At 49.7% G+C, this 23,972-nt stretch carries 25 protein-coding genes and 1 other RNA gene; 13 read left to right on the top strand and 13 right to left on the bottom strand.

Going from position 1 to position 23,972, the window contains the following annotated elements; translation table 11 throughout:
• Positions 1–76: 76 nt before the first annotated feature.
• Complete coding sequence (gene waaF / locus HMPREF2675_RS02275; RefSeq protein WP_070813929.1) at positions 77–1,096, bottom strand: lipopolysaccharide heptosyltransferase II; 1,020 nt, start codon at positions 1,094–1,096, stop codon at positions 77–79.
• 284 nt (positions 1,097–1,380) lie between these two features.
• Positions 1,381–2,844: an IMP dehydrogenase gene (guaB, locus tag HMPREF2675_RS02270; protein WP_036490563.1), complete on the bottom strand. Its 1,464-nt coding sequence runs from the start codon at positions 2,842–2,844 to the stop codon at positions 1,381–1,383.
• A 189-nt stretch (positions 2,845–3,033) separates the two neighbouring features.
• Between guaB and HMPREF2675_RS02265 the strand changes: the two genes are divergently transcribed.
• Positions 3,034–3,459, top strand: a complete 426-nt coding sequence (locus HMPREF2675_RS02265; protein WP_049333378.1) for a DUF4124 domain-containing protein — start codon at positions 3,034–3,036, stop codon at positions 3,457–3,459.
• A 69-nt stretch (positions 3,460–3,528) separates the two neighbouring features.
• Here the strand turns inward: HMPREF2675_RS02265 and HMPREF2675_RS02260 are convergent, their stop codons facing one another.
• On the bottom strand, positions 3,529–4,857 hold the full coding sequence (locus tag HMPREF2675_RS02260) for an anaerobic C4-dicarboxylate transporter family protein (RefSeq protein ID WP_070813928.1): 1,329 nt from the start codon (positions 4,855–4,857) through the stop codon (positions 3,529–3,531).
• Positions 4,858–5,079: 222 nt separating this feature from the next.
• Positions 5,080–6,654 carry a glycosyltransferase family 2 protein gene (locus tag HMPREF2675_RS02255; protein ID WP_070813927.1) on the bottom strand — a complete coding sequence of 525 codons (1,575 nt, stop codon included), beginning with the start codon at positions 6,652–6,654 and terminating at the stop codon, positions 5,080–5,082.
• A gap of 83 nt (positions 6,655–6,737) precedes the next feature.
• Between HMPREF2675_RS02255 and HMPREF2675_RS02250 the strand changes: the two genes are divergently transcribed.
• Positions 6,738–7,703, top strand: coding sequence for a tRNA dihydrouridine synthase (locus HMPREF2675_RS02250; RefSeq protein ID WP_070813926.1), 966 nt, complete (start codon positions 6,738–6,740; stop codon positions 7,701–7,703).
• Positions 7,704–7,744: 41 nt separating this feature from the next.
• On the opposite strand, the gene HMPREF2675_RS02245 is transcribed toward HMPREF2675_RS02250, so the two are convergent.
• The 4 genes from HMPREF2675_RS02245 to HMPREF2675_RS02230 form a co-directional block, all read right to left on the bottom strand.
• The gene (locus HMPREF2675_RS02245; protein ID WP_070813925.1) at positions 7,745–8,470 is read right to left on the bottom strand and encodes a DUF8095 domain-containing protein; all 726 of its coding nucleotides are present in this window, start codon (positions 8,468–8,470) and stop codon (positions 7,745–7,747) included.
• Positions 8,471–8,627: 157 nt separating this feature from the next.
• Positions 8,628–9,101, bottom strand: coding sequence for an iron-sulfur cluster repair protein DnrN (gene dnrN, locus HMPREF2675_RS02240; RefSeq protein ID WP_004519850.1), 474 nt, complete (start codon positions 9,099–9,101; stop codon positions 8,628–8,630).
• Between the two features lie 183 nt (positions 9,102–9,284).
• Positions 9,285–10,217 carry an AEC family transporter gene (locus tag HMPREF2675_RS02235; RefSeq protein WP_070813924.1) on the bottom strand — a complete coding sequence of 311 codons (933 nt, stop codon included), beginning with the start codon at positions 10,215–10,217 and terminating at the stop codon, positions 9,285–9,287.
• 93 nt (positions 10,218–10,310) lie between these two features.
• The gene (locus HMPREF2675_RS02230; protein WP_070813923.1) at positions 10,311–11,642 is read right to left on the bottom strand and encodes a YadA-like family protein; all 1,332 of its coding nucleotides are present in this window, start codon (positions 11,640–11,642) and stop codon (positions 10,311–10,313) included.
• A gap of 308 nt (positions 11,643–11,950) precedes the next feature.
• On the opposite strand from HMPREF2675_RS02230, the gene HMPREF2675_RS02225 reads away from it, so the two are divergent.
• Together HMPREF2675_RS02225 and HMPREF2675_RS02220 are read left to right on the top strand one after the other, a co-directional pair.
• A complete protein-coding gene (locus HMPREF2675_RS02225; RefSeq protein ID WP_070625413.1) occupies positions 11,951–12,706 on the top strand; it encodes a GNAT family N-acetyltransferase in 756 nt (251 codons plus the stop codon).
• Between the two features lie 56 nt (positions 12,707–12,762).
• On the top strand, positions 12,763–13,512 hold the full coding sequence (locus HMPREF2675_RS02220; protein WP_070813922.1) for a lysophospholipid acyltransferase family protein: 750 nt from the start codon (positions 12,763–12,765) through the stop codon (positions 13,510–13,512).
• Between the two features lie 53 nt (positions 13,513–13,565).
• Here HMPREF2675_RS02220 and gloA read toward each other — a convergent pair whose 3' ends face one another.
• Positions 13,566–13,979, bottom strand: coding sequence for a lactoylglutathione lyase (gloA, locus tag HMPREF2675_RS02215; RefSeq protein ID WP_003685011.1), 414 nt, complete (start codon positions 13,977–13,979; stop codon positions 13,566–13,568).
• A 205-nt stretch (positions 13,980–14,184) separates the two neighbouring features.
• Here gloA and HMPREF2675_RS02210 point away from each other — a divergent pair, with 205 nt between their 5' ends.
• Together HMPREF2675_RS02210 and HMPREF2675_RS02205 are read left to right on the top strand one after the other, a co-directional pair.
• Positions 14,185–15,285 (top strand): conjugal transfer protein, encoded by a 1,101-nt coding sequence (locus HMPREF2675_RS02210; protein ID WP_070813921.1) that lies wholly within the window; start codon positions 14,185–14,187, stop codon positions 15,283–15,285.
• A gap of 85 nt (positions 15,286–15,370) precedes the next feature.
• Entirely contained in the window at positions 15,371–15,835 is a 465-nt protein-coding gene (locus tag HMPREF2675_RS02205; RefSeq protein ID WP_070814081.1) for a low molecular weight protein-tyrosine-phosphatase, read from the top strand.
• Positions 15,836–15,929: 94 nt separating this feature from the next.
• Here HMPREF2675_RS02205 and metW read toward each other — a convergent pair whose 3' ends face one another.
• Both metW and HMPREF2675_RS02195 read right to left on the bottom strand, forming a co-directional pair.
• On the bottom strand, positions 15,930–16,511 hold the full coding sequence (gene metW / locus HMPREF2675_RS02200) for a methionine biosynthesis protein MetW (RefSeq protein WP_070813920.1): 582 nt from the start codon (positions 16,509–16,511) through the stop codon (positions 15,930–15,932).
• Positions 16,508–17,647 carry a homoserine O-succinyltransferase MetX gene (locus tag HMPREF2675_RS02195; protein ID WP_070813919.1) on the bottom strand — a complete coding sequence of 380 codons (1,140 nt, stop codon included), beginning with the start codon at positions 17,645–17,647 and terminating at the stop codon, positions 16,508–16,510. Before HMPREF2675_RS02195 ends, metW begins: the two co-directional genes overlap by 4 nt.
• A 116-nt stretch (positions 17,648–17,763) precedes the next feature.
• On the opposite strand from HMPREF2675_RS02195, the gene HMPREF2675_RS02190 reads away from it, so the two are divergent.
• Positions 17,764–17,964 (top strand): protein MIGRI, encoded by a 201-nt coding sequence (locus HMPREF2675_RS02190; protein ID WP_070813918.1) that lies wholly within the window; start codon positions 17,764–17,766, stop codon positions 17,962–17,964.
• 68 nt (positions 17,965–18,032) lie between these two features.
• Here HMPREF2675_RS02190 and nadE read toward each other — a convergent pair whose 3' ends face one another.
• Positions 18,033–18,821, bottom strand: a complete 789-nt coding sequence (gene nadE / locus HMPREF2675_RS02185; protein WP_070813917.1) for an NAD(+) synthase — start codon at positions 18,819–18,821, stop codon at positions 18,033–18,035.
• Between the two features lie 102 nt (positions 18,822–18,923).
• Between nadE and HMPREF2675_RS02180 the strand changes: the two genes are divergently transcribed.
• The 3 genes from HMPREF2675_RS02180 to efp are packed head-to-tail and all read left to right on the top strand — an operon-like array spanning position 18,924 to position 20,993.
• Positions 18,924–19,202 carry a hypothetical protein gene (locus HMPREF2675_RS02180; protein ID WP_003747149.1) on the top strand — a complete coding sequence of 93 codons (279 nt, stop codon included), beginning with the start codon at positions 18,924–18,926 and terminating at the stop codon, positions 19,200–19,202.
• Positions 19,203–19,232: 30 nt separating this feature from the next.
• Entirely contained in the window at positions 19,233–20,390 is a 1,158-nt protein-coding gene (gene earP / locus HMPREF2675_RS02175; RefSeq protein ID WP_070813916.1) for an elongation factor P maturation arginine rhamnosyltransferase EarP, read from the top strand.
• A 42-nt stretch (positions 20,391–20,432) separates the two neighbouring features.
• On the top strand, positions 20,433–20,993 hold the full coding sequence (gene efp, locus HMPREF2675_RS02170; protein WP_003747153.1) for an elongation factor P: 561 nt from the start codon (positions 20,433–20,435) through the stop codon (positions 20,991–20,993).
• Between the two features lie 62 nt (positions 20,994–21,055).
• Here the strand turns inward: efp and HMPREF2675_RS02165 are convergent, their stop codons facing one another.
• Complete coding sequence (locus HMPREF2675_RS02165) at positions 21,056–21,655, bottom strand: MlaC/ttg2D family ABC transporter substrate-binding protein (protein ID WP_070813915.1); 600 nt, start codon at positions 21,653–21,655, stop codon at positions 21,056–21,058.
• Positions 21,656–21,820: 165 nt separating this feature from the next.
• On the opposite strand from HMPREF2675_RS02165, the gene HMPREF2675_RS02160 reads away from it, so the two are divergent.
• From HMPREF2675_RS02160 to ssrA, 3 genes are all read left to right on the top strand, one after another.
• A complete protein-coding gene (locus HMPREF2675_RS02160) occupies positions 21,821–22,036 on the top strand; it encodes a tautomerase family protein (protein ID WP_003682441.1) in 216 nt (71 codons plus the stop codon).
• A gap of 84 nt (positions 22,037–22,120) precedes the next feature.
• Positions 22,121–23,335 (top strand): pyridoxal phosphate-dependent aminotransferase, encoded by a 1,215-nt coding sequence (locus HMPREF2675_RS02155; protein WP_070813914.1) that lies wholly within the window; start codon positions 22,121–22,123, stop codon positions 23,333–23,335.
• 113 nt (positions 23,336–23,448) lie between these two features.
• Positions 23,449–23,811: a transfer-messenger RNA gene (ssrA, locus tag HMPREF2675_RS02150) on the top strand.
• The last annotated feature ends 161 nt before the right edge of the window (positions 23,812–23,972 follow it).

Raw genomic sequence — 23,972 nt, 5'->3', positions numbered from 1 at the left:
AAAAATAAAAGAAACAAAAAATCAAAAGGCAGACTCAAATCTGCCCTTTGCTGCTTCCCATCTAATCTTTATTGGATTACGCCGAACGAGCCAGCTCTTCCGCCGCTTTTTGTACTCTATCCGGCGTCAGTTTGTTCAAACAATCCGTATGCCCCAACGGACATTCGCGCTTGAAACAAGGCGAGCAATCTAAATTCAAGCTGACGATTTTTGCCTTTTGGCTGAGAGGCGGCGTATGGTCAGGGCTGGATGAGCCGTAAACCGCAACCAATTTCCGATCAAGCGCGGCCGCAAGGTGCATCAGACCGCTGTCGTTGCACACGACCGTATCGGCGCAAGACAACAAATCAATCGCCTCCGAAAGATTGGTTTTGCCGCAAAGATTGGTACACAGGCCGTCTGAAAACCGGTTGATTTCATCTGCAATATCGAAATCTTTTTGCGAACCAAACAGCCAAACCTGCCAACCCTCAGCCAAATAGCGGCGGCCCAGTTCGGCAAAATGACGCGCAGGCCAACGCTTGGCCGGGCCATATTCAGCACCGGGACAAAATGCCAAAATCGGTTTATCCGTCGCTAAGCCATGTTTTGCCAAAGCGGCTTGACGGCTTTCGGGATCAATCTTAAAACACGGATTATCGGAATGCCCGTTAAAATCCGCTTGGGTCGGATACGCCAGCGCAGTATAGCGGTCGACCATCAGAGGCAACGCGGCCTTATCCAACTTGCGGATATCGTTCAGCAAAAAATAGCGCGATTCGCCGACGTAGCCCGTACGCTGTTTAATACCCGTAGCCAAGGCAATGATGGCGGATTTGAGCGAACCGGGCAAAATAATCACTTGATCATAGCCTTCTTTTCCCAATTCACGCCCGATACGCCAGCGTTTTTTCAATTCCAACGCACCATGTCCAAACGGATTTTCCATCACACGGTTGATTTCAGGCATACGCTCAAATACAGCCATCGACCATTTGGGTGCAAAAGCATCAATGGTGCAGCCGGGATACAGCTCATGCAAACGGCGATAAAGCGGTTGGGTCATGACGCAGTCGCCAATCCAGCTTGGGGTAATAATCAGGATTTTTTTGGACATAATGGAATGTGTTTTTAATTTTGGCTTATTGTAATACGATTTTTAAAAGGCCGTCTGAAACTTGGTTTAATCGCTCAGTTTAAAACGTACTAGTTGATACACGTCATTTCAACAGATGCACTCTGGTTTGAGCGCTTGAAGCGTTTGTCTTCCCAATTATTCTGCAAATACCACGCCCCAAATACTAAGCATAACGTCAGCAAGCAATATTCTCTTCATTTTTAAAACTTTATAAAAACAGAAAGGCCGTCTGAAATATTTTCAGACGACCTTTTTATAGTGGTTTAACGATGGTAGTTAGGCGCTTCTTTAGTAATTTGTACGTCGTGAACGTGGGATTCGCTCATACCGGCAGAAGTGATTTCCACAAATTCTGCTTTCTCGTGCATTTCAGCAATATTGGCGCAACCCAAGTAACCCATGCTGGAGCGCAGACCGCCGGTCAGTTGGTGGATGATGTTCACAATCGGGCCTTTATAAGGAACGCGGCCTTCAATGCCTTCAGGAACATATTTGTCTGTGCTGTCGGTTTTGTCTTGGAAGTAGCGGTCGGCAGAGCCTTGGCTCATCGCACCCAATGAACCCATGCCGCGGTAAGACTTGTAAGAGCGGCCTTGGTAGAGTTCGATTTCGCCCGGTGCTTCTTCCGTACCGGCAAACATACCGCCTAGCATGACGCTGTATGCACCTGCTGCCAGAGCTTTGGCAATATCGCCGGAGAAGCGGATACCGCCATCGGCAATCAGGGGAACGCCTGTACCTTTCAGGGCTTCGGAAACATTGTGAATCGCAGTCAGCTGAGGCACGCCCACGCCTGCCACGATACGGGTCGTACAAATAGAGCCCGGGCCGATACCGACTTTAACGGCATCCGCACCTGCGGCCACCAAATCCAAAGCGGCTTGGGCAGTCGCGATGTTGCCGCCAATGACTTGGATGTGCGGATAAGTTTCTTTTACCCAGCGCACGCGATCGATAACGCCTTGGCTATGACCGTGGGCAGTATCGACTACAATCACGTCCACGCCTGCTTCTACCAATGCTTTGACGCGCTCTTCGGTATCGCCGCCGGTACCCACCGCTGCACCAACGCGCAGACGGCCTTCGGCATCTTTGCTGGCATTAGGGAATTCGGTTGTTTTCAGAATATCTTTAACGGTAATCAGACCTTTGAGTTCATCTTGGTCGTTCAATACCAAAACGCGCTCTACTTTGTGCGCATGCATGATTTCGCGTGCTTCGTCGATGCTGGTACCTTCAGGAACGGTAACCAAACGGTCGCGGGGGGTCATGATGGCAGAAACCGGCAGATCGACACGGTTTTCAAAACGCAGGTCGCGGTTGGTCACGATACCGACCACTTTGCCGTTTTCAACAACAGGCAGACCGGACATTTTGCGTTTACGTTGTGCGCGCATTTCCAATACGTCGCGGATCAATGCGGTCGGCGCAACGGTAACGGGATCTTTCACCACGCCGCTCTCATGGCGCTTCACTTTGGAAACGGCACGCGCTTGCAACTCCGGCGTCATGTTTTTATGGATAATGCCGATGCCGCCTTCTTGAGCCATAGAGATGGCCAGACGCGCTTCAGTAACGGTATCCATTGCAGCAGAAAGTAGAGGGAGGTTGAGCGTGATATCGCGGGTGAGTTTGGTTTGAAGTTTGACATCTCGAGGCAGCACGTTTGAGTGCGCTGGAACCAACAAAACGTCGTCGAAAGTATAGGCTTTTTCTACAATACGCATGATGCTCGGTCTTTCAGTTTGTGCAAGATGCACGGCATTATATCACACCGGCTTGATGCTAACATTGGCAATACACGTTTTAACGTTATTTTTTTACATGATTTGATTTGGCGTACAAAAATATGCCAACGCATTGCAGTTTCAAGTAAAATAAGCCGCATGAGAACATCATTTACATAAGGGAAACCCATGAAATCTTCCGTACTCAAAACCTGTCTGACAGCAGCCCTTCTCTCTTCCGCCGCCCTGACCGGCGCGGCCGAGGTTTACACTTGGAAAGGCACATCGGGCAACAGCTATTCCGATACGCCAAACCGCCTGCAACCGAAGCGTTCCGGCGTGGTCAACATCCGCACGCACAACGTCAAACCTGCCGTTGCGCCTGCTGTTGCAGCATCTGAGCCGGTTGCCGAGCAGCCTAATGAGCAGGTTGCGGAACAAAACAAACAAATCGAAGAGCGCAATAAAAAAATCGAAGAGCAAAACCGCCAAAACAAGCTGGAAAACTGCAAAATCGCCAAAATCAACCGCCAAGTCGCCGAAAGCGCACGCTTGGCCAATCGCGACAGCCTGATTAAGCAATACCAAAACGACGTCAATAAATACTGCAATTAAGCTCTCGGATAACAATATCAAAAAGGCCGTCTGAAATTTAATTTCAGACGGCCTTTATTTTTCAATCCATCAATAATACAGTTGAACCAACAACAAACCGAAAGCCAAACTAAATACCATGCTCAACAAGCCCGGTATCATGAAGCTGTGGTTGAAGATGAATTTGCCGATTTTGGTCGAGCCGGTTGTATCGAAGTCGATAGCGGCAATAATCGGACCGTAGTTTGGAATGAAGAAATAGCCGTTTACCGCAACGAATGTACCGATAATGATGGGCGCAGGAATACCCAGTTTGATGGCGATTGGGAACAGCGTCGCCACTGTCGCGCCTTGGCTGTTGACCAATACCGACAAGATAAACAGGGCAAAGGCAAAGGTCCACGGTGCAGACTCAACCAAATGGCTGACGGTCGACTCCACTTCTGTTAAGTGGCCGTTCATCAAGGTATCGCCTAACCAAGCCACGCCAAACACCGCAATCACGGCACGCATACCGGCATGGAATACCGAACCTCGGGTAATCGCATCGCCATTGGGTTTACACGCCAAAATAATCAGCGCAGAAGCAGACAACATCACGATTTCAATCGTATGCGCCATGCCCATAGGCTTAATCGCGCCATCGTGTTCAAAAGCCGGACGCAACTCAGGTAGCGCCCCCATCACGACCACCAGCAATGCCGCAGTCAAGAAAATACCGACCGACAATTTGGCTTTCGGCGAAATAGTGACATCGGTTTGTTGTTCCTCCACATCGATGTATTCTTTCACATAGTTCGGGTCTTTCAGCAAAGCCTGATAATGCGGATCGTCTTTCAATTCTTTGCCCAGTTTGTTTACGAACACGCAAGCCAAACCGATACCCAAAATCGTGGACGGAACGGTTACTTTCAACACGTCTGCCATCGTGATGTGTTGCGGCTCAAGCATGGTGACACAGGCAACAACGGCGGCGGCAATCGGGCTGGCGACAATCGCAAATTGGGAAGCGATAACCGCCATCGTTAGCGGACGGGAAGGACGGATGCCATTGCGACGGCTGACTTCGGCAATCACGGGCAAGACCGAGTAAGCCACATGGCCCGTACCTGCCAAGACGGTAAAGGTGTAAGTTACCGCCGGTGCGATAAAGGTGATGTATTTCGGATTGCGGTGCAACACGCGCGTGGCAATCTTAATCATATAGTCCAAACCGCCGCTGGCCTGCATGGCCGCCGCGGCAGACACTACCGCCATAATCATCAGCATCACATCAATCGGCGGGCTGGTCGGCTGAAGATGGAAACCAAAAGACAATACGGCCAAGCCGATACCGCCGAGCACGCCCAAACCAATACCGCCAACCTGCGCACCAATCAGGATACACAGCAGCACAATGGCAAACTGGATAAAAAACATAGTTGACATCACAACTCCCAAAATCCGGCCTTAGCCGAAATAAAATTACAAACGGTTGGATTATAGAGTAAACCCTCTTCCATAACCATACTTTACCTAATTATACATACTGATCTATATCAAATAAATAATATTCTCATTTAACCGCTAGGTTTTTAAAAACACAAAAAAGGCCGTCTGAAGATTTTCAGACGGCCTCTATGATTTAAAAAGATGATAAGGCTATTTTCCGGCTACTTCTTCATCTTTTACAAAATCCGATACGCCATGGACACAGCGGATTTTGCGTTCCGACAACGTTGCCTCCAACAAGGCATCGTTTTGCGGCAATGAATCGCGTTCTGCCTCATTGTGCCAGAGGTGGTACGCAATGCCGGCAAATTTCAAATTATGGCGTTTCATACCGTTATGATAGCAACGGGCGACAAATTCGCTGTCTTCCCTGCCCCAACCGACAAAGCTATTGTCAAACCCATTGACAGCAAGCGCATCGCTGCGGAAAAAGCCCATATTGCAGGTTTTGATGCCTTTGTGCTTGCGGTTGCCTTTTCGGCCTGCCAATTTGGCCAAACAACGGCAGCGCAGGGCGGACAGCCGTTTTTCTATTCCCGAGCTGAACATAGACAAGGCAGGCAAATCGCCTTCGTCTAAAATATCCTGCGTTTTATCCTTAGTCAAAATCACGCGGGAACCCTGTATCAGACGTCCTTTGCGGGCAATCTTTAAATGATCGGCGATAAAAGACGGATCCAAAACCATATCGCCGTCAATCAACACAATATAATCGCTTTTCGCCTGCGCCAGCGCACGGTTGCGCGATTCGGCGGCACGAAAGCCTCTATCCGGCTGCCATGAATGTTTGATCGGAATGCTTGTCCTACGGCGGATAAAATCAACCACTTCGGTGGTTTCCTGCCTTGAGCCGTCATCTGCGACAATAATCTCATCCGGCAGACGGGTTTGCGATAAAGCCGATTTCAACACCAGCTCCAAAGCATCGGGGCGATTGTAAGTGGTGATGATGAGGGAGACGGTTATCGTGCGGTTGCGCTCGTAGAGTTTGACATATTTGTAATACGAACCTTGTGCGTTGGAAACTGAAATCGTCAGGCCGTCCGCACCATAAGCAAAACCGCGCTTGAGCAGGTAATTTTTCACAAACGATACGCCGCCATGCAACAAAGCCTTAAACGGCGAACTGTCTTTCTTGAAGCGGTTTTCTTCCGCATACAGCGAGCTGTACTGCTGCATTTTCTGAATCAGCCCTTCGGCGTTTTCAAAAGAATAATGTTTCAGACGACCATCAAGTTGTTTAACCTTGGCCTCCTGCGGCAACACCAAAGACTCATGCACCTGACGGTCGGAAAAACGGGTAAATCTGCGATGATAAAGGCGCGGAATAATATCCGGATACCAGCCGCAGCCCTTAATCAGTCTGCCGTGATAATGGTTCAGACGGGAAAGCGAAAAAATATGCTCCTTCTCATTTTCCAAAACGGCCGCACGAATGGATTCGATTAAAGCCTCATCCGCCACTTCATCGCTGTCTATGCTGAAAATCCAATCGTTTTGCGCCAGTCTGGCCGCCAGATTTTTCATCGGGCCAAATCCGATAAAGTCATGCTTGTAATAGCTGACATTGGGAAAGCCCTTGGCAATTTCAAAAGTACGGTCGGTCGAGCCGTTGTCCAACAGCAGGATTTCGTCAAAGTCTTTCAGCGCACTCAAAACTTCTGAAAGATAACGTTCTGAATTTTTTACCAACATGGCGGCGGTTGCCGGAATTGTGTGCATCATAAAAAGGCCGTCTGAAAAAGGAAGCTGTATTTTAACCGATATACCGCTACAATATGTCCTCCTTTTTTCAGACGGCCTGACCCATGCAGCTTATTCTTGCCCCCATGCAGGGGCTGGTGGATGATGTGATGCGCGACCTGTTAACGCGTATTGGCGGATTTGACGAATGCGTCAGCGAATTTGTCCGCATTACGCACACGGTCCACTCACGCGCCACTTGGCTTAAATATGTTCCCGAAATCGCCCATGCCAACCGCACGCCGGCCGGCACGCCCTGCACTGTCCAGCTTTTGGGCAGCGATGCGGAAAACATGGCCGTCAATGCTTTGGAAGCCGTGCGTTTCGGTGCGGACAAAATCGACCTCAACTTCGGCTGCCCCGCGCCGACTGTCAACAAACACAAAGGCGGCGCGGTCTTGCTTAAAGAGCCCGACTTGATTTACCACATCGTCCACACCCTGCGCCAACGCCTGCCGCAACACATTCCGCTGACTGCCAAGATGCGGCTCGGTTATGAAGACAAAAGTCTGGCATTGGAATGCGCCTCCGCGATTGAAAACGGCGGCGCATGCGCGTTAACCGTCCATGCGCGCACCAAAGTCGAAGGCTACGAACCGCCGGCACATTGGGAATGGGTGCGCAAAATCCGCGATGCAGTCAGTATTCCCGTTACTGCCAACGGCGATGTATTCAGCCTTCAAGACTATCTCGACATTAAAACCGTCAGCGGCTGCAACAGCGTGATGCTGGGTCGAGGCGCGGTTATCCGTCCCGACTTGGCGCGGCAAATCAAGCAATATGAAAATGGCGAAACAGTGAAAGACACCGACTTTGCCGAAGTCTCCTCATGGATAGTCCAATTCTTCGACTTATGCCTTGCCAAAGAAGCCAACAACAAATATCCGGTTGCCCGTTTGAAACAATGGCTGGGCATGATGAAAAAAGAGTTTGAACAGGCGCAGATATTGTTCGACCGCATCCGCGCCGTCAAAGAAGCGGATGAAGTAAAACAGATTCTGCTGTCGTTTGAACAAGAGATGCATTCATGATTTAAAAAGGCCGTCTGAATTTCAGACGGCCTTTAATATGATTACTGACAGATATAATCAGCCAACAGTCTGCCTTTTTCCGCGCTGGCTGCATTGGCCATATTCACATGCCTGGTCTCAGGGCCATTCTTGGATTTCAGGGCTTCGCCATATTTTTTGGCGAACTCTTCATTGGCACTGGTCACTCTTGACTCAGTGGCATCCAATACAAACCCGTCTTGCTCATATTTGCCTTGCGCAGTGATAATCAAGATATTTTCAGGCGAAGGATAATCCGGAAAATTAACATAGTTGGTAACCAGCTTGTAGGAAACGCCTTTGCCGTGTTTCATATCCTGACAGATGCCGTTAGGCGCGGTAAAGACTGCGTGGCCGATACGGCCGTGGCCGAAATCGTAAAAATCGATTCTCTTAGCGGAAGCCAACAGTTTTCTATCGTTGCCGTCATTGATATTTAATGACTTGCCGTTTACCAGAAACAGGGTTGGCAACAAGGGGCTGCCATGAGAGGCTTCCAAATTATATGCTTCGCCCAACAGCTTGCCCTGGCGATACACCGTCAAGACAGGCTTTTTCAGACCATTTTCCGGATTGCCGGTTTTCTTAAAAGAAATCTTCTGAACCACATTGCCAAATTCATAATAAGGCCGCGACTGCACGCCTGTTTTCGTATCCTGCAAGGCGCTCCAGTTGCCGTCCGTCGTTTGGGCGCACGCAGTCAGAGCAACAAACAGAATACCCGATAGTAAAACTTTAGAATGTTTCATTCATAAACTCCTTCTCAAGTAAACAAAAGAACGGATGTGTGCCTTTACTGCCTAATTTTGTTTCTTTGTTAAAATTTTAGAACCATTGCACTAAATTAGCAAGGGATTAAACAACAGGCCGTCTGAACATTCAGACGGCCTTGATTAACCTCAAATTTTAAGAAGCCAAAACGCGGTGGAACAAAATCTCATTTTCCAAATGGATATGGTCTTTCAAATCATCCACCATCTCTTTGGCCAAAGTATACAAACGGGTCCAGCTGCCGCAAGCGCCTTCGGGAAGCTCAAAATTGTTGGTCAATTCTTCCAAACGCGCGATGGCTTGGTCGTGTTCTTCATGCTCGTGCATCATCACGCTGATGGGCATTGCCGCACCACGGCCCACGCCCTGATTAATCATCGGGAACAACATTCGCTCCTCTTTCATCATGTGCATCAACAGCTCGTTTTGCATATAGGCCAACAAATCAGGAACTTCGGCAGGGAAAGTATCAGCATGAACCTGCGCCACTTTTTGCGCCAGCGGAACCAACTCTTCAAACTGGGCGCGGTGGACATTGTGGTAACGCTGCAAAATATGGTCAATGGTGGAATTGAAAGGTGCGGTTTCCCAAACGGTAAAGTCGGTCATGGCTGTGTTCCTTTAAAGATTGATATTGGATGAATGTTAGACATAAGGATACACGCTGCAAACGGCTTTGTATAGTTTTTTTAATTGCTTAATTAATTGATAATAAAAGTTATTTTCAAAATTAAAATACCAAACAGGCCATCTGAAACATAAAGTCAAAGTTTCAGACGGCCTGCCCTTTTCTTAAATAATCCAACGATATAAGGCAATCATTACCGGCATGGTTACCACGCAAAGCAAGGTCGTCAACCCATAAATCGCACTGGCTTTTTGGGCATTTTTGCCGTAAACAACCGCCATTTGGGTAACTGTCGAAGCGGCAGGCGAAGTCGTTGCCAAAAAGCTGATTAACACAACCGTATCCGCATGCGCATCATGATGGGCAAAACCGCAGGCTTTGACGGCGAAAAGCAATAATACCGGAATCAAAATCAGCCTTAAAAAAGCAACGAGATAAAGCCTCGATGTCCACACAATCGAACGCAACGGCAAAGAGGCCAGCAGCATGCCCGCCACCAACATGGCAACCGGGCCAATCATACTGCCCACCGTCGCCAAAGTATTATCGACAATGTGCGGCAGCTTGATTTGAAAGGCAAACATCAGCAGCCCGACCAACATGGATAAAATGTTGATATTGGTAAAAATGGTTTTCCAAGCCACATTGCCGCGGCCGCAAATCAACAGGCGCAGATGTGTCCAAAACAAAAATGTCTGCACCATGATAAAACCGCTGGTGTAAATCACCCATTCCGCACCAAAGACCGACATCACCAAAGGGATAATCAGGTTGCCCGAATTACTGTACACCGTAGCCGCGTGTTCGAGCGCATCGAGTTTGAACAAGTGTTTAAACAATCTGCCCAAAACAATCAACACCACATGGAAAAACACCGCCAGCATGACGGAAAGCTTCAACCCTTCGATAATCTGCGGCGTATTGTCCATCTGAAAAGCGTGAATCATGACGGACGGGCTGATCAGGTAAAGCGCAATGACCGAGAGCGTGTAGCTGTTTTCCGATTTCAACAGCCCGGCCTTCACCAAGGCCACGCCCATCAAAACAATCAGCGTCAGCTCGGTAATTTTTCCGGCAAGCAGGAAAGAGGTTTCCATGATAAAAAAGCGGCAAAAACGTTGATTTTACGCTTCTACCGCTTCGCATGCCAAATTCAGACGGCCTCAACATTCAAGGCCATCTGAAATTTTCTACCACAGATAGGTTACGCTGGCTCCACCGCCTGCACCACCCTTAGATGCGCCGACAGCCGAACCTTTCACCAGCCATTTGCCGCTGGCGGATACTTTCGAGACTCCGACAGCAAAACCGGCCTTTCCGCGCCAAACGCCGCTGCCAATGGATACCGCACCCTGTCCCGGCTGGTAAGCTTGTCCCAGATTACCCACCGCAATCGCAGCGGCAGAGCCGGCATCCGCACGGTCTTCCAGTTTTTTCATTTCTACGCGTGTTTCAGCTCGTATCTGATTGATTTGAGCAGCCACCGCCGACTCTTTTTGCTGACTATCGGCCTGCCATCTTTCCGCAAGCCTTTTAACCTGAGCCACATTTACCGCATCCGTATCCTGAGTACCGGCAGCCACATGGGTAATTTGACGGCTGTCCTTTTCATTGCCAACCGAAACCGCGCCCAATGTCGATTTCCATGCCTTTTCTTCAGATTGACTTACCGACTGTGTCGCAAAATCATAGCCTGCCTGCCCTGCAGCCAAATCCGCAATACTTTGCGCACCCAGAGCCACCCCTTTCTCGGCTTTACCTTTGGCTTGGAAACCGAGTGCCAAAGATTTCTCTTCCAAAGCCGATGCACCGCCGCCGACTGCCGTACCACCTTCTTTACGCACACTGGAGCTGGTGCCGACAGCCAGACCGTTCAAGGCTGTAGCGGAAGACTCGACACCCAAAGCTACACTGTTTACGGCATTCGATACCGCACGCGTACCAACCGCCACTGCTTGATAACCTTCTGCTTCAGCAGCCGATGCCAGCGCAAGTGATTGAGTTCCACGTGCTTTAGCTCGATCACCTAAGGCCGTCGCGCTGAGCGCATCCGCCTCACTATCTCTGCCGATAGCTACTGCATCAATATTACTTGCCTGAGCGCCATTACCTACCGCAACGGCACGCAAAGCCGAAGCCTTGGACAGCAGACCGACTGCAACGGATTGACCGCCAGAAGCAGCCGCTGCGCCACCGACTGCTACATCATTTGTTCCCTTGGCATGGGCCCGAAAGCCAACCGCCACCGACCGCAATGCCTCAGCTTTGGATTCGCCACCCAAAGCAGTTGCGCTCAAACCGGAAGCGGCAGAATCATAACCCAAAGCAGCCGCCTTATAGCCACCTGCTTTAGCCTTGTCGCCAACTGCAGCGGCATTTTCGCCCGATACGGATTCCTTACCGACAGCCAAAGAACCCATCTTGTGCATGGTTCCAGCAACAATACCTCCGTCCGCATACGCAGTACCGAAAAAAAGCGCTAAAGCCAAACACAAAGGACTGAGCGATACATTCAGTTTCATCTTTATATTCTCCATTTTTTAAATATTAAAAATATCTCGTTCAATCGAATTAATACTTTTGAACTAGTTATATTGTATATATTTTTATTCTCATATTAAATAGTTCGGATAAATATTTTGATTTATGTCATAAATTTCAAACATCCTGGCAAATGTTCCTGACCATCCTTCTAAACAACCATCAGTTTCAGACGGCCTGAAGCCTTTTTCCAACAACCCGATATAATTTGCCCTGCCGCAAAGCAAATCAATATAAATCTGCCCGTATATCCGCTATAATCAGCCATTTTCTTCAAATAGGAAACATCATGTCCCCCAGCCGTTTCAATCAAACGGGCCCCAAAATCGGCCTGAGCGTACGCCTTGCAGAAACCCAAGCTGAAATCGAAGCCGCCCAAAGATTGCGCTATCAGGTTTTTGCCCAAGAACTGGGGGCGGAAATCGAAAGCGATGACGGCCGCGATGTCGATCCTTATGATGAACATTGCCACCATCTGCTCGCGTTTGACGATGCAACCGGCGAAGTTATCGGTTGCTACCGCCTGATTACCGAAGAAACCGCAAAAAAAGTCGGCGGCTGGTACAGCGAGCATGAATTCGACCTTGAGCCTTTGAAAGACATTCTGCCGCAAACCGTCGAACTCGGCCGCGCCTGTACCCACCCGGACTACCGCAACGGCGGCTTGGTCATGCTGTTGTGGACCGGTTTGGTCAAATTCATGAAAGACGAAAACCTGCGCTTTATGATTGGTTGCGGCAGTATCGAAATGCGTGACGGCGGCAACGATGCGGCCGGCCTGTATCATGCTTTGAAAGACAAATACCTTGCTCCGGAACAATGGCGCGTCAAACCGCTCAACCCGCTCAAATGGGACAGCATCACGCCGTCTGAAAATCCGCCTGTACCCGCCCTGATCAAAGGCTATCTCAAAGCAGGCGCGTGGTTCTGCGGCGAGCCTTGCGTCGATGAAGCATTCAACTGCGCGGATGTGCTGATCATGATGGACATCAACCACCTTTCCGACCGCTACTTGCAGCGTTTTGCCCCTAAAACCGATTCATAATAAAAGGCCGTCTGAAACTTCAGACGGCCTGCCTAATCTTTATAAAAACACACACAATGACCGCTAAAATCCGTTTTATCTTCCGCCTTCTCTGTATTGCCGGCTGCCTTTTATACGGCATGGCTGAAATGTTTTTTCTGTTTCCCTTTTACAGCAGCAAACGCAAACTGCGCGCAATCCAATTATGGTCGCTGCGCGTGCTCGCTTCCTGCGGCATGAAACTGCAAACTTTCGGCACGCCGCCGCAAGAGGGCCGCGGCCAAATGCTTATCAGCAACCATATTTCATGGTTGGATATTATGGCTGTCAACGGCGCATTCCCCGGCCGTTTCGTAGCTAAAGACGATGTAGCCAAATGGCCGGTGGTCGGTTATCTCGCCACACAGGCGCAAACGGTTTACGTCTCGCGCAACCGCGGCATCAAAGGCAATTCCGCCAAAATCGCCGGCGTGACCGAAGCACTGAAAAATGGCGATACCGTCACCATTTTCCCCGAAGGCACCAGTACCGAAGGCCGTGAAATCCTGCCGTTCAAACCCAGCTTTTTTCAGACGGCCTATGATGCAGGCGTACCGATTATTCCGACGCTCTGCCGCTATCCGAATCCGGACGGCAGCAGCCCCAATCCGCACACTGCCTACTACGGCGACATCAGCCTCTGGCAATCTATCTGCATGGTCATCAGCCAGCCTTCCAGCACGGTCGAGCTGCATTTCCTTGATCCGATTGAAGCAGGAGAAGATCGCTACGCTACCGCGCTTCACGTACATGCCCTTTTGAGCGAAAAGCAAAAACAGTTGGGCTGATCAAACAAAAGGCCGTCTGAATGTTCAGACGGCCTTTTCCATTATCTTATGTCTTAAGATGAATATTGTACCGAATCGCTACCGCTTTTCTTTTGAATAAATTCAATTTTGTAGCCGTCCGGATCTTCGACAAACGCAATCACGGTCGTACCGTGTTTCATCGGACCGGCTTCGCGTACCACTTTACCGCCCATTTCTTTGACACGTTCGCACGCGGCGTAAGCATCATCGACTTCAATCGCGATGTGGCCGTAAGCATCGCCCAAGTCGTAAGACTCGGTATCCCAGTTGTGGGTCAGTTCCAAAACAGTATGATCCGCCTCATCGCCATAACCGACAAAAGCCAAAGTAAAACGGCCTTCAGGATAATCGCGGCGGCGCAGCAGTTGCATGTTCAATACGTTTTGATAGAAATCCAAAGAGCGTTCGAGATTGCCGACACGCAACATAGTATGAAGCAAGCGCATGATTTTGTTCCTTTCTGAATTATGTTTGGTCATGGATTATAACACATCAGGCATTTGCCCCCTCATCTTAGAAAATGCCGATACATACACCGTGTAGAAATGAAGCGTATCCTCTATCGCCATTTGAATTTCATGTATTAACAAGCACACCAACCGACTAAATTGCTATAATCGCCACACTTACAACACAACACTTCAAACCGCCATGAAAACCTTTGTTCTTCCCGATACCCGCCCTTATCCGCAAAGCCCTATCAAAAACCATCTTCTGCTCAATGCCTATCAGCTGGCGCACAACTCCTCCTCCGCATCACGCAAGCTTTCGGCCGGCCAACTGCAAACCGAAATCCGCACCATGCTCAGCCAAAACCATTACATCAACCTTTCATTGGCGATGACCATGGCGCCCGATGTCGGCACTTACACCAGCCTGATCCAAAGCGTGGGCGAAGTCCTGAAGGCAGAAAACGATAACGAAGCCCAATGGTTTGCCCTGCCTGTGGTTTTGGTTGCCGGTTGCAAAAAAGAACAAACCCTGCCGCTCACGCTGCCTACCGAATCCCTCTTCGCCTGCCTGCAAAACTACCCCAACCTGCGCGCCCTCACGCAAAACACGCAATGGCTGCCCTACCTCGTCCAATCGACTGATTTGAGCAGCGTTACCCCGGGCGAATGGTTCCAAGCCAAGCAAAACGATGAAGCGGCAGGCGCATTCCTGCAAAAATTCGAATACAAACCATTGACGCTGCCCGAAGGTCAATCCGTCCATGTTGTTTACGCGCTGGGCTACGGCGATAAAAGCATTCAGACGGCCTTGGGCCTCAACCTGCAACAGGCAGGCCTGCCGCTGATGCAGGTCTGGCAAGAGCATCTCGCCCTCGACGGCGTTACCCTCTTCACCAACCCGCTCTCGCCCAATACACCGCTTGACGCACTGACCGACGGCAGCCATACCCGCCAACGCATGGCCATGGACGTTTTTGCCACCAACGCCATCCGCGCCATCCGCATGCAAAGCCCGCGCGTCGGCGTTGTTGCCGCAGCCAAGGCGGACGGCAAGCTCCAGTTCAGCTTCAACGCGACAGACAGCGCGTTTGAAATCGTTCCGCAGACCTTCACTTGGGAGCTGGCCTCAACCGACAATATCGCCATCGTGCAGCAAAACTTCCTCGACCTGATGGCCGAATGCCGCATCGAGCACCTCTACCTGCTGCACAACCCACTGGGCGAAAACGAGAACATCCCGACTTATGCCCAAGCGTTGAAGCTGGAAGGCCACAATCCTTTCTTCAGCAATGTAAACTAAATTGAAAATGCAACACGCAAGGCCGTCTGAAAACGGTTCAGCGTGTTGCATTGATTTTCAAACCTTACCGCTCATTTTCATAAACATGAAAACCCACAAAATCCTTTTCGTCTGCCTCGGCAACATCTGCCGCTCCCCCATGGCCGAATACGTCCTGCGCCACCGCGCCCGCGAAGCAGGCATGGGCAATGCCGTCATCACAGCCAGCGCAGGCACATCAGGTTGGCACGACGGCGAAAACATGCACGAAGGCACGCGCCGCGCACTCAAACAACACGGCATCGACCCGTCAGGCTTTACCAGCAGCAAAATCAAACCCAGCGATACCGAACATTTCGACTACATCATCGTGATGGACGACAACAACCTCAGAGAAACTGAAAAGCAGCTCGGCTTCCACCCCGGCAAAATCTTCAAACTGACCGACCTTATTCCCGATTCAGGTTACAACCATGTTCCCGATCCGTGGTACACAGGCGACTTTGACGAAACCTACCGTCTGGTCGATGCCGGCAGCTTGGCCTTGTTGGAAAAATTGAAACAGGCTTAAACCGGCTTTAAGAATAAAAGGCCGTCTGAACAGGTATCCGCAAAGCCATGCTTTCGTGATTACCTGTTCAGACGGCCTTTATCTATGACCGCAATCAACCTACGCGATAAAACGCCAGACTGCCTAATAAATTCGGCAGATGTTTGACCTGTCGGTTTCCTGTCATGACCGCACGCTCAAGCACGCGGATTTTGTTTTTGGCGCACAATAAATCAAAGTCTTTAAGGGTACACCAATGGATATTGGGCGTATCATACCAATGATACGGCATTCGCTCGGAAACCGGCATATGGCCGCCAACGGCGATTTGAAAACGGTTGCGCCAGTAGCCGAAATTAGGGAAGCTGACAATGGCCTGTTTGGCCACGCGCATCAGGCAGCGCAGGATTTTTTCCGTATTCTGCATCGCCTGAATGGTTTGGCTCAAGACAATCACATCAAAACTTTGATCGCCAAACGCCACCAAGCCTTCTTCCAAATCGGCTTGAATGACGTTCACGCCGCGGGTCATGGCGGCAATCACGCTGTCGGTATCGATTTCAACACCGTAGCCGGTGCAGTTTTTATGTTCCACCAACGCAGCCAACAGTTCGCCGTCGCCGCAGCCCAAATCGAGTACGCGGCTGCCTTCGGGTATCCAATCGTAAATGAGTTGCAAATCATCGCGCAGATTCATTGTTGGCAGTCCTTGTAAACGTTGTTCATATAAGCGGTAACCGCGCGGATATAGGCTTCGTCTTCCATCAAGAAAGCATCGTGGCCGTGATTGGATTTGACTTCAATGTATTGCACGGATTTTTGCGCGGCGATTAATGCCTTGACCAATTCATGCGAACGTTGCGGCGAGAAGCGCCAGTCGGTACTGAAGCTGGCAACAAAAAACTTGGCCTGCACATTCTCCACGGCGCGCGTGAGGTTGTGGCCGTAATCGGCGGCCGGGTCGAAGTAGTCAAGCGCCTTGGTCATCAACAGATAAGTATTGGCATCAAAACGGCCGACAAACTTGTCGCCTTGATAACGCAGATAAGATTCCACTTCAAATTCAACGCCGTAACCATACTGGTAGCCGTCTGATTTTAAATCACGGCCGAATTTTTTACCCAAACCGTCTTCGGCAAGATAGGTGATGTGCCCCATCATGCGCGCGATACGCAAACCGCGTGAAGGAACGGTATGATGGCTGCGGTAATTACCTTCGTGGAAATCGGGATCGGTCAAAATCGCCTGACGGGCAACATCGTTAAACGCGATGTTTTGGGTGGAAAGTTTAGGCGCGGAAGCGATAACGAGTGCGTGGGCAACCCGTTCGGGCAAAGAAATCGTCCATTGCAATGCCTGCATGCCGCCCAAGCTGCCGCCGACAACGGCCGCCCATTTTTGAATGCCGAGATAATCGGCAAGCATGGCTTGGGACTTCACCCAGTCTTTGACGGTTACAACCGGAAAATCCGCACCATATTCGCGGCCGGTTTCAGGATTCTCGGACAAAGGGCCGGTGCTGCCGTCGCAGCCGCCCAAGTTGTTCAAACCGACCACAAAAAAGCGTTCGGTATCGATGGGTTTGCCGGGGCCGACCATATTGTCCCACCAACCGGCGTATTTATCCTCCGCACTGTGCTTACCGGCAACATGATGATTGCCTGATAAAGCGTGGCAGATAAGGACGGCATTGCTTTTGTCGGCATTGAGCGTGCCGTAGGTTTCAATCATCAGGTCGAAACGAGGTAAGGTTTTGCCGTTTTCCAGAGCAAGCGGTGTGTCAAACGGAATTTTCCGGGGCGTTACAATGCCCACTGAGGCATTTGTTGTCATTTGTAATTTCCAAGTGATGCGGCAAAAGGGGTATTATAACGTTTCGTTTTTGTTTTGTGCATGAGGCTTCAGACGGCCTGCCCTAATTAGAGGCAATATTTTTGGGAGGATATGGAATGATAGGCAGGCTTTTGCGATTTTTTTTCTTTTGCGCCATCGCGGCATTGATTGTGAACCGTCTGTTCAGCCGCCAACAAAAGCGCACCATTCGGGAAATCGCCAAAATCAGCGCGTGGGTATTGCTGGGGGCGGCGGCGGCTACACTGTTTTGGTATCTAATGATGCTGTTTTTCAAGCATATGCCCAATTCTTATTGAAATAAAATATAAAAGGCCGTCTGAAAACCTTAATCCAGCGTTTTCAGACGGCCTTTTGATATTCAAACTTAAAACAGCTCTTCCGGAATCTTGCAAACCGGAATCGGATTGACTTTGTGCTGCATGGCTTTGTGCAATCGGGTATAGATTGCCAAAACTTCGCGCTGTCTGCCTTCAAAATCTTCAGGCTTGTGGCTGCCGTACACGCTCATCGCCCATTCGAGTTCGGGATAAGATGCGCCCATTTGCTCTTCATCGGTACGCTCGGTATCCCAAAGTCCGTCTGTCGGTACGGCTTTTTGAATGTCTTCCGATACGTCCAACTCGGCTGCCAGCGCGTACACTTGAGTCTTGGTCAAATCGGCAATCGGACTGATGTCCACGCCGCCGTCGCCGTATTTGGTGAAGAAACCGACGCCGAAATCTTCAATTTTATTGCCCGTCCCCGCCACCAGCAAACCATGCAGCTGGCCGTAATAATAAAGCGTCGTCATGCGCAGGCGGCTGCGTGCATTGGCCAGTGCCAGCTGTTTATTGGGAAATTCGGTTTCGCTGACGTCAACAGTATCGGCAAAAGTATCGAACGTTTGGGTCAAGTCAACACTTTGCGCTTTTACATTGGGATAACGCTGTTTCAGACGGCCCATGTGTTCTTGTGCGCGGTTGACTTGGTCGGACTTCTGACGAATCGGCATTTCCAACAACAAAACCGACAAACCGGTTTGCGCGGCAAGGGTGGAAACCACGGCAGAATCGATGCCGCCGGATACGCCGACGACAAAACCTTTGGCACGCGCCTGCTCGGCGTAATCTTTGAGCCATTGAACGATATGGCGGATGATGGCTTGGGTTTGCATAGGGATAAATGTTCGCTTCAAATAAACCGAATGATAGCCTGATTTGCACTTGTCTGAAAGACGACAGGGTATAATGTTTCTTTTATTTCTTGCACACACACCATGTCCAAACCCATCCTTCTGCGCTGGCTCGCCGTCTGCCTGATTCCGCTCGCCACCCTTTTGTGGTTTGCCCTCAACCCACCCGAAGACAAAACGCAACACCTCATCAACGGCATCATCCTTGCCTGCGAAGCCACGTTCCTATTTAAATTCGTCCTCTTTGACGTCATCAAACACCACCTCAAACAAGAGCCCGAATTGAAACGGCAAAGCATATGGATGTTTATCCCGATTGTTTTGCTGATTGTTTATTTGTTCCACTATTTCGGCGCATTCTGATATTTCAGACGGCCTTGGGCATATTTTTCCATGAACACTCCCCCACCTTATACCTGCTGGATTTTCTGCAACGTCATCGACAACTTCGGCGACATCGGCGTTTCATGGCGGCTGGCGCGTATTTTGCAACGCGAACTCGGCTGGCAAGTGCATTTGTGGACAGATGATTTCCGATCCCTTCAAGCAATCTGCCCTGATTTGACCTCGATTCCCAACATCCATCAAGGTATCGGCATTCACGCTTGGCAAGCCGACCATGCCGAAGATACCGACACAGCCCCTACTCCCGACATCGTCATCGAAACCTTCGCCTGCGAACTACCCGACAACGTTCAATCCATCATCCGCCAACACCGACCGCTTTGGCTTAACTGGGAATACCTCAGCGCAGAAGACAGCAACGAAAGGCTGCACTTAATGCCCTCGCTCCAAGCCGGCGGCATACAGAAATATTTTTGGTTTATGGGTTTCAGCGAAAAAAGCGGCGGCCTGCTGCGCGAATGCGATTACGCTGAATCTACCAGCTTTGATACAGAAGCCTTACGCCGACAACTCAAACTTCCTGCAAAAAATGCGCCCGAATGGCTGCTTTTCGGCTATCAAAGCGATATTTGGGCAAAGTGGCTGACCATGTGGCAACAGGCCGGCCAACCCATTACCTTGCTGCTTGCAGGTACACAAATCATCGCCAGCCTGAAAAACAGCGGCCTAGTGCCGCAAAACGCCCTGCTTGAAGACGGCGATGTGTATCAGAGCGAACACATTACCCTGATCAAAATCCCTTTCGTTGCCCAACAAGATTTCGACAAACTGATCAATCTGGCCGACGGCGCCGTCATACGCGGCGAAGACAGCTTTATTCGCGCCCAGCTCGCCGGAAAACCTTTCTTTTGGCACATCTACCCGCAAGAAGAAAATATCCACCTCGACAAGCTGCACGCGTTTTGGGACAAAGCGCATCAGATTTATCCGGATGTTGTCGCCACAGCACACCGCCTCCTTTCCGACGAACTCAACAACGGCGAAGCACTCAGCGACAACCAACGCCTGCAGGCATGGCAAACCCTGACGGCACATCAAAACGAATGGCGCCAAAGCGCGGCAAAATGGCGGGACGGACTTTTTGCCCAAAAAAGTGCCGTCGAAAAACTTGCCGCCTTTATTTCAAAGCACAAAAAAATACGCTAAAATAGCGCGTTTTATTACAACCGATTTGATTGGAAAACCACAATGAAAACAGCACAAGAACTGCGCGCCGGCAACGTATTCATGGTCGGCAACGATCCTATGGTCGTTCAAAAAACCGAATACATCAAAGGCGGCCGCTCTTCCGCCAAAGTCAGCATGAAACTGAAAAACCTGCTGACCGGTGCCGCTACTGAAACCATTTACAAAGCCGACGACAAATTCGACGTCGTGATCCTGTCCCGCAAAAACTGTACTTACAGCTACTTTGCCGACCCAATGTACGTCTTCATGGACGAAGAGTTCAACCAATACGAAATCGAAGCTGACAACATCGGCGACGCGTTGAAATTCATCGTTGACGGCATGGAAGACGTATGCGAAGTTACTTTCTACGAAGGCAACCCAATCTCCGTAGAATTGCCTACTATCATCGTTCGCGAAGTTGAATACACCGAGCCTGCCGTTAAAGGCGATACCTCCGGTAAAGTAATGAAAACCGCACGTCTGGTCGGCGGCACTGAAATCCAAGTGATGTCTTACATCGAAAACGGCGACAAAGTCGAAATCGATACCCGTACCGGCGAATTCCGCAAACGCGCCTAATCAGCCCGTAATACAAAAAGGCCGTCTGAAACAAGTTTCAGACGGCCTTTTATCAATCTGCCTTATTGTTTCTTCAAGCCCTTGGCTTCGACAGTGGCAATCGTACCGTCAATGCCTTTGCTCTTAATCAGCTCGCCAAATTGATTTCGGTATACCGTTACCAAGCTGGTACCATCCACGCGGATATTGTAAATCTTATACGCACCACCGCTTTGGTAAAGCTGGTAGGCCACTTCATACTTAGTGCCTTTTTTGGTCTGAATTTCCGAGAAAACGTCAAACTTATTGCCGTTTGCCGTCATCTTCGGCAACAGGCGCACATTCGCATCCGCCGCACCAATCAGTGCAGAATGCGAGTACATCGCAATCACCATATCTTTGAATGCACGGATAAAATCGGTTTTCTGTTTGGCAGAAAATTCACGCCATGGCGCACCGACAGCCAAAGCCGAAATACGTTCATAATCCAGATAACGGTTGGCATACTGCTCAACCTGTTTCACACGTTGCGCTTCTGTCAAAGACGTATTGCGTGCAATTTTCAACACAGCATCAATATTCTGCTGCATCTGCTTTTGTGCCGGATGCGTTTCCGCCGCCACATAAGGCGCGGCAATTACCATCGGTGCGGCCACAATCAAAGTCTGAAGAAAACGGTTCATGACGATATCCATCCAAAATAAAACCGCATTGTAAAAACAATCTATTCCAAAAAACTTAATTCTTTGTAAAAGCAGTCATGAGCAATGAAAAATCCTGCAATCAAATTTCAGACGGCCTGATAAAAATAAGATAACATGTGAACGCTATTTTAAAAGGAAAAAGCCATGCCTTATGTCAACATCAAAGTAACCGGCGGCAGCGAAGCCCCGAGTGCAGAGCAAAAAGCCGAATTAATCCGCGGCGTCACCGAATTACTCTCACGCGTTCTCAACAAAAATCCTGAGACAACCGTCGTCGTTATTGACGAAATCGATATGGACAACTGGGGCATAGGTGGCAAAAGCGTGACGGTTCGCCGCGCTGAAGCACGCAATAAGTAAGCTTTGGCCGTCTGAAACCCTTTTAATTTACCCGCAAAAAGAGTACATTTATCCCATTGTCTACAATTTTACGGAACACACATCATGGAGAAATTCCCCAAATCATCCAAACTGGACCACGTTTGCTACGACATCCGCGGCCCGGTTCATAAAAAAGCCCTACAACTGGAAGAAGAAGGCAACAAAATCCTCAAGCTCAATATCGGCAACCCTGCCCCATTCGGCTTTGAAGCGCCTGATGAAATCTTGGTTGACGTTATCCGCAACCTGCCGACTTCTCAAGGCTATTGCGACTCCAAAGGCCTTTACTCCGCACGCAAAGCCATCGTCCATTACTATCAAACCAAAGGACTGCTCGACGTTACCGTCAACGACGTTTACATCGGCAACGGCGTGTCCGAGCTGATTACCATGTCCATGCAGGCATTGCTCAACGACGGCGATGAAATCCTGATTCCTGCACCTGACTATCCACTGTGGACCGCCGCTGCAACACTGGCCGGTGGCAATGTGCGTCATTATTTGTGCGACGAAGAAAACGACTGGTTCCCGAATTTGGCCGATATAGAAGCCAAAATTACACCAAAAACCAAAGCCATCGTCGTCATCAATCCCAACAACCCTACCGGCGCGGTGTACAGCAAAGAAATCCTGCTGGAAATCGCCGAATTAGCGCGTAAACACGGCCTGATTATTTTTGCCGATGAAATTTACGACAAAATTCTTTACGATGGTGCCGTACACCATCACATTGCCGCCCTCGCCCCCGACTTGCTGACCATTACCTTTAACGGTCTCTCCAAAGCCTACCGCGTAGCCGGTTTCCGCCAAGGCTGGATGGTGCTCAACGGTCCGAAACATCATGCCAAAGGCTATATCGAAGGCCTCGACATGCTCTCCTCCATGCGTCTGTGTGCCAATACGCCGATGCAACACGCCATTCAGACGGCCTTGGGCGGCTATCAAAGTATCAACGAGTTTATCCTGCCCGGCGGCCGCCTGTTGGAACAACGCAATAAAGCATGGGAACTGATCAACCAAATCCCCGGTGTTTCCTGCGTTAAACCGATGGGTGCAATGTATATGTTCCCGAAAATCGACACCGAAATGTACGGTATTCAAGATGACATGAAATTCGTCTACGATTTGCTCGTGCGTGAAAAAGTCTTGTTCGTCCAAGGTACAGGCTTCAACTGGATACGCCCCGACCACTTCCGTATCGTTACCCTGCCGCCCGTTCATCAAATCGAAGAAGCCATGGACAAACTCAAACGCTTCTTGCAAAACTACCATCAATAAATCTAAACCAAACAGGCCGTCTGAAAAAGCAAACTGCTGTTCAGACGGCCTTTTCAATCAATCGGCAGCTTGGCAAAGCACGCTGACATGCGTATAATCGACTTTTCCTATCTGGGGGCGATCTTGGTTTCGACGGGGGTTGCAAAGCAGATGCGGGCATACCGGGGTCTCAGATTCCCCGTAAAACACTGAATTTAAATAGTCGCAAACGACGAATCTTACGCACTGGCCGCTTAAGGCCTGCCGTTGCAGCAGTTGGTCAATGGGCTGTGTAGCGCAAGCTACCGCAACGTCATTCTACATTGACTGGTTTTCTGTCGGGTTACTTGGCAGGAAACGAGATTTAAGGTAACTGGTTCTCTGAAGGCCTGTTGGTCGGCATGATGGGGACGAGATTCTAAATAGACACAACTAAGTATGTAGAACGCTCTGTAGAGGACTTTCGGACGGGGGTTCGATTCCCCCCGCCTCCACCATACCCAATTTTCAGCAGTATCCTGTAATACGCATAAAGCCTTGAGCCATAACGGTTTCAAGGCTTTTTTATTGCCTCGAATATGCTGGCGTATGCTTGAGTTTTCATCATTTATGGGGTAACTTTTAGGGTAACTTTTCAGGAATTACCCAAAAAACAAGC

The organism is Neisseria sp. HMSC061H08 (assembly GCF_001836795.1).
GTDB lineage: Bacteria > Pseudomonadota > Gammaproteobacteria > Burkholderiales > Neisseriaceae > Neisseria > Neisseria subflava_A.
This window is presented reverse-complemented; position numbering and strand designations above follow the sequence as displayed.

Coding starts and splice junctions, on each gene's coding strand:
- waaF (WP_070813929.1), bottom strand. CDS start 1,096: ATGTCCAAAAAAATCCTGATTATTACCCCAAGCTGGATTGGCGACTGC.
- guaB (WP_036490563.1), bottom strand. CDS start 2,844: ATGCGTATTGTAGAAAAAGCCTATACTTTCGACGACGTTTTGTTGGTT.
- HMPREF2675_RS02265 (WP_049333378.1), top strand. CDS start 3,034: ATGAAATCTTCCGTACTCAAAACCTGTCTGACAGCAGCCCTTCTCTCT.
- HMPREF2675_RS02260 (WP_070813928.1), bottom strand. CDS start 4,857: ATGTTTTTTATCCAGTTTGCCATTGTGCTGCTGTGTATCCTGATTGGT.
- HMPREF2675_RS02255 (WP_070813927.1), bottom strand. CDS start 6,654: ATGATGCACACAATTCCGGCAACCGCCGCCATGTTGGTAAAAAATTCA.
- HMPREF2675_RS02250 (WP_070813926.1), top strand. CDS start 6,738: ATGCAGCTTATTCTTGCCCCCATGCAGGGGCTGGTGGATGATGTGATG.
- HMPREF2675_RS02245 (WP_070813925.1), bottom strand. CDS start 8,470: ATGAAACATTCTAAAGTTTTACTATCGGGTATTCTGTTTGTTGCTCTG.
- dnrN (WP_004519850.1), bottom strand. CDS start 9,101: ATGACCGACTTTACCGTTTGGGAAACCGCACCTTTCAATTCCACCATT.
- HMPREF2675_RS02235 (WP_070813924.1), bottom strand. CDS start 10,217: ATGGAAACCTCTTTCCTGCTTGCCGGAAAAATTACCGAGCTGACGCTG.
- HMPREF2675_RS02230 (WP_070813923.1), bottom strand. CDS start 11,642: ATGAAACTGAATGTATCGCTCAGTCCTTTGTGTTTGGCTTTAGCGCTT.
- HMPREF2675_RS02225 (WP_070625413.1), top strand. CDS start 11,951: ATGTCCCCCAGCCGTTTCAATCAAACGGGCCCCAAAATCGGCCTGAGC.
- HMPREF2675_RS02220 (WP_070813922.1), top strand. CDS start 12,763: ATGACCGCTAAAATCCGTTTTATCTTCCGCCTTCTCTGTATTGCCGGC.
- gloA (WP_003685011.1), bottom strand. CDS start 13,979: ATGCGCTTGCTTCATACTATGTTGCGTGTCGGCAATCTCGAACGCTCT.
- HMPREF2675_RS02210 (WP_070813921.1), top strand. CDS start 14,185: ATGAAAACCTTTGTTCTTCCCGATACCCGCCCTTATCCGCAAAGCCCT.
- HMPREF2675_RS02205 (WP_070814081.1), top strand. CDS start 15,371: ATGAAAACCCACAAAATCCTTTTCGTCTGCCTCGGCAACATCTGCCGC.
- metW (WP_070813920.1), bottom strand. CDS start 16,511: ATGAATCTGCGCGATGATTTGCAACTCATTTACGATTGGATACCCGAA.
- HMPREF2675_RS02195 (WP_070813919.1), bottom strand. CDS start 17,647: ATGACAACAAATGCCTCAGTGGGCATTGTAACGCCCCGGAAAATTCCG.
- HMPREF2675_RS02190 (WP_070813918.1), top strand. CDS start 17,764: ATGATAGGCAGGCTTTTGCGATTTTTTTTCTTTTGCGCCATCGCGGCA.
- nadE (WP_070813917.1), bottom strand. CDS start 18,821: ATGCAAACCCAAGCCATCATCCGCCATATCGTTCAATGGCTCAAAGAT.
- HMPREF2675_RS02180 (WP_003747149.1), top strand. CDS start 18,924: ATGTCCAAACCCATCCTTCTGCGCTGGCTCGCCGTCTGCCTGATTCCG.
- earP (WP_070813916.1), top strand. CDS start 19,233: ATGAACACTCCCCCACCTTATACCTGCTGGATTTTCTGCAACGTCATC.
- efp (WP_003747153.1), top strand. CDS start 20,433: ATGAAAACAGCACAAGAACTGCGCGCCGGCAACGTATTCATGGTCGGC.
- HMPREF2675_RS02165 (WP_070813915.1), bottom strand. CDS start 21,655: ATGAACCGTTTTCTTCAGACTTTGATTGTGGCCGCACCGATGGTAATT.
- HMPREF2675_RS02160 (WP_003682441.1), top strand. CDS start 21,821: ATGCCTTATGTCAACATCAAAGTAACCGGCGGCAGCGAAGCCCCGAGT.
- HMPREF2675_RS02155 (WP_070813914.1), top strand. CDS start 22,121: ATGGAGAAATTCCCCAAATCATCCAAACTGGACCACGTTTGCTACGAC.